1 protein-coding gene and 1 pseudogene are annotated in these 2833 nt (G+C 77.7%); both read right to left on the reverse strand.

The genetic code is table 11. From position 1 onward, the window contains the following. Positions 1–211: pseudogene (locus ABFC67_RS00900) on the reverse strand (exodeoxyribonuclease V subunit alpha); the annotation flags it as partial. Further along, a partial coding sequence (locus tag ABFC67_RS00905; RefSeq protein ID WP_346736157.1) for a UvrD-helicase domain-containing protein occupies positions 211–2833 on the reverse strand: 2623 nt, incomplete at its 5' end. The gene ABFC67_RS00905 and the pseudogene ABFC67_RS00900, both read right to left, overlap by 1 nt.

Below are 2833 nucleotides of genomic sequence, written 5' to 3' on the forward strand. Positions count from 1 at the left end.
GGCCCGGCGCGAACGCGGCGAGGCGTTGCGGCAGCGCCTCCAGCGCCAGCGCGGCGTGGCCGTCGGCGACCGCGCGCGCGGCCAGCGCGGCGGCGGCGCCGACCAGCGCGTCGCTGTCGGGATGGAGGCGCAGCACCGTGCGGCCGAGCGCCGCGTCGACGTCGCGCAGGAAGCCGCCTGCGTGCAGGCGTTCGAGCAGCTCGGCGGCCATCACGCGGCCTCCGCGGCGGCGCCGTCGAACAGCGCGTCCATCGCCTCGATCAGCGCGCGCGGCGGGCGATGGGCGTGGATGCCGCCGGCCGGCAGGCCGCGCACGAACAGGTAGTACGCGCCGCCGATATGGCGGTCGTAGTCGTAGTCCGGCAGGGTGGCGCCGAGCCAGCGGTGCAGCGCCAGCGTGTACAGCAGGTACTGCAGGTCGTAGTCGTCGGCGCGCACCGCGACGGCCAGCGCGTCGTCGTCGTAGGCGGGCAGGCGGTTGGTCTTGTAGTCGACGATCCAGTAGCGGCCGGCGTGTTCGAAGGCGAGGTCGATGATGCCGGTGAGCAGGCCGCGCAGCGTTTCCGCGCTGTGCGCCAGGCCGGCGCGATCGGCCAGGTGGCCGTGCGCCTGCAGCAGCGCCAGCAGCGCGTCGCTGCGCGTCGGCGCGAGGCGCAGGTGGAATTCCATCTCGGCGCTGCGCCGCGCCGGCGCCAGCTCGGCGAGGCGCACGCCGCAGGGCAGCGGTGCGTTCAGCGTCGCCGCGGCCAGCGCGCCGACGCGCTCGCGCAGGCGCGCCAGCGGCACGCCGGGCGGCGGCTGCAGGCCTTCGCGGCGCAGGCAGCGCTCGATCAGCGCGTGCTCGGAAGGCGGCGCCTCGCGGCGGTCGCGCCAGGCGGCGAAGTCGGCCTCCTCCAGCACGGCGTGGAAAGCGGAGCCGAAGCGCGCGCCGGCCAGCAGGCGGTCCAGCGCGTCGCGCTCGGCGTCGGCCTCGTCGCCGCGGTCGTCGTCGGCGGCGCCCGGCAGCACCTCGGCGCGCGCCGCGCCGTCGTGATGGGCGAGGCGGGTGAACGACCAGGTCCACCAGCCGCGCTCGATGGCGCCGGCGAAGGTGCGTGCGGCGTGCGCTCCGGCCGCGGCGGGCGCGGCGGCGAGACGCGGCGGCGCGGCCGGCTGCGGCAGCGGCGCCAGCGCGACGCTGCCCGTGCCGCGCGCGACCAGCTCGCCCAGCGCGCGCGCGCAGCCGGCGGCGTCGAACGGCAGCGCGTCGTTTGCGCGGCCGGCGCGATGCAGCACCCAGCCGAGACCGGTCGCGTCGGCGGTGTTGACCGCGCCCCAGGCCAGCACGCAGGCGTACCTCGCGCGCGTCGCCGCGACGTACAGCTTGCGCACCTCCTCGGCCAGCGCCTCGCGCGCGTCGGCGGCGCGGATGCCGTCGTCGATCGCGCCGCCCAGCGCGGCGCAGGCCTGGCCGCGCGCGTCGTGATACCAGGCGATCGGCGGATCCTCGCGGCTGCGCGCGGCGTCGCGGCCGATGCCCGCGAACGGCAGGAACACCACGCCGTATTCGAGGCCCTTGCTGACGTGCACGGTGGCGACGCGCACCGCCGCCGCGTCGGATTCGAGGCGCAGTTGGCCGGCTTCGACGTCGGCGCCGGCTGCCTCGATGGCCTGCGCCAGCCAGGCGACCAGGTCCTCGGCGGCGAAGCTCGGCCGCTCCTGCAGCAGTTCGGCGAGCTGCAGGTAGTTGCTGACGCGGCGCGCACCATCGGCCAGCGCCAGCAGGCGCGGCGCGGCTTCGGCGACGCGCGCGTGCAGCAGCGGCAGCGGACCCTGCCGCTGCCAGTCCTCGCGCCAGCGCTGCAGGCGGTCGAGCACGTCGTCCCAGCGGCGCTCGTCCGTGTCCAGCGCGGCGATCGCGGCGGCGTCGTCGCCGAGCAGCAGCGTGGCCAGCGCGGCGCGCGCGCGGCCGGCGTCGGCGGGATCGAGCAGCGCCTGCAGCAGCAGGCGCACCTCGCGTGCTTCCTCGCTGGCGAACACGCTGGCCTGCAACTGGCAGACCGCGGCGACGCCGGCGCGTGCCAGCGCCCGCTGCATGTCGAGCGCCTGCGCGTTGGTGCCGACCAGCACGGCGAGGTCGCCGGCGCCGACGGGGCGCGTGCCGCCGTCCGCCTCGACGATCTGCGCCGCGCCACGCCGCGCGGCGTCCAGCAGCTCGACGATCGCGGCGACGCAGGCGGCCAGCAGCATGCGCTGCGCGTTGTCCTTGCTGCGCACCTTGCCGCCCTCGTCCGGCGGCAGCTCCCACACGGTCAGGCCCGGCGCGTCCTTGCCGTCGCGGCGCAGCGCACGCGCGCTGCGCGCCGAACGCGCTTCGGCGTAGTCGATGCCGGCCTCGACGAAGCCGCCGGCCGGCGCGAACAGCGCGTTGACCGCGCCGACCACGCCGGCGCCGGAACGGAAGTTGTCGGTCAGCGCGAGGTGGGGCGGCGCGGCGGCGGCGCGCGCGGCAAGGTAGGTGTGCACGTCGCCGCCGCGGAAGGCGTAGATCGCCTGCTTGGGGTCGCCGATCATGAACAGCGCGCCGGCATCGCCGCCGTACAGGCGGCGCAGGATCGCCCACTGCAGCGGGTCGGTGTCCTGGAATTCGTCGACCAGCGCGCACGGATAGCGCGCGCGCAGCGCGGCCGCGGCGGCTTCGCCGCGCGGCCCGTCCAGCGCCGCGGCCAGCGCGCGCACCGCATCCTGGTGGCCGAGCAGGCGCAGCGCGCGCTTGCGCGCGGCCAGCGCCGCCTCGGCGTGCGCGCGCGCCTCCAGCAGCAGGCGCGCGGCGGCGTCCCGGCGCGCCGCCCCG

The sequence above is a fragment of the Mizugakiibacter sp. genome, assembly GCF_039680435.1.
Lineage (GTDB): Bacteria > Pseudomonadota > Gammaproteobacteria > Xanthomonadales > Rhodanobacteraceae > Mizugakiibacter.